The sequence below is a fragment of the Roseburia sp. 1XD42-69 genome, from assembly GCF_003612565.1.
In the GTDB taxonomy this organism is placed as follows: Bacteria; Bacillota; Clostridia; order Lachnospirales; family Lachnospiraceae; genus Roseburia_B.
Window position 1 is genome coordinate 1 of sequence record NZ_RAZG01000217.1, and the last position, 1,261, is coordinate 1,261.

Consider the following 1,261-nt stretch of genomic DNA (forward strand, 5'->3'; position numbering starts at 1 on the left):
AACATCATCCAAATCCTCTTTTGTCATATAGGGGCGCATCAATTCATGGAAGATTGTCTCCGAATTACATACTTTTTCACATACAGGGCAGGCCTCATCCGTGTATTCCACAGTTTCGGAAAAGGGATAATGGGTATTGCCGTATGCGGTTTTTTCCCGGAAAATGGGCTGGTGGTATAAGGGCTTTTGATAGCCTAAACCTATTTTCACACCCTCCGTCTCCCGAAGTTCAATGGGCATTAACTCCCCCTGCAGGGCTTCCACAAATTTTTCCCTGGCCACCCCTGTTTTCTTTTCATCATATTTAATGGCATGGACATAATAGGAATGCTCGCAGCCTTCCCTGATTTTCGGCATGGTTAAAAAGGGGATGTCCTTTAAATTTTCCTCAAGATAGGTGACATTCCTCCTTCTTTCTTCCACAAGCCATTTCACCTTCTTTAACTGTTCCCTGGTAATGGCCGCCTCAATCTCTGTCATTCTAAGGTTAAACCCAATCATATTGTTCAAATTGGAAACCCCTTTCTTTTCCACAACCGCCTCTGCATGGTTGCGGATTAGGCGGAGGCGTTCCGCAAGTTCATCGTCATTTGTTACCAGTATGCCTCCCTCGCCGCAGTGGATATGCTTGTGGTAGTTTAAAGAAAATATCCCGATGTCCCCAAGGGTCCCTGCATAGTTCCCCTGGTACATGGCCAATGGCCCCTGGGCATTATCTTCAATCACGTACAGCCCATGTTTTTTTGCGATTTCATGGATGCGTTTCGCATCATAGGGCTGTCCCAGGATGTCCACGGTGATAATGGCTTTTGTTTTTTCTGTGATCTTTCTTTCAACATCCTCCGGGTCCAGGCAGTAATAGTCATACTCTATGTCAGCAAACACCGGGACTGCATTATAAATAAGGGGGGCCGTTGCGGAGGCGCACATGGTATAGGGGGATACAATGATTTCCTCTCCCGGCCGGGTCCCGATGGCCCCCACGGCACAGTAGAGGGCCGAAGTGGCCGAATTTACGGATATGGCATGTTTTACGCCGTAAAAAGCGGCCCATTCCCTTTCCATCGCCTGGACCTGGGGCCCCCCGTAAAAATCATCCGCCCAGCATCCTAAGTATTTCGACAGGATGCCGCTTCTTAAAACTTCCACAACTGCCTTTTCTTCCTCTTCCCCGATGACCCTGTAAGCCGGGAAGAGCTTTGTCCTTACTTTTTTTCCGCCATGGATTGCTAATTTACTCATTTTTCTGATTCCTTTTCGA

At 47.6% G+C, this 1,261-nt stretch carries 1 protein-coding gene; it reads right to left on the reverse strand.

What is annotated here, in order from left to right:
* Nucleotides 1-1,242 (reverse strand): DegT/DnrJ/EryC1/StrS family aminotransferase (locus tag D7Y06_RS25185; RefSeq protein WP_147415790.1); only part of this gene is annotated, 1,242 nt, incomplete at its 3' end.
* Between the last annotated feature and the right edge of the window lie 19 nt (nt 1,243-1,261).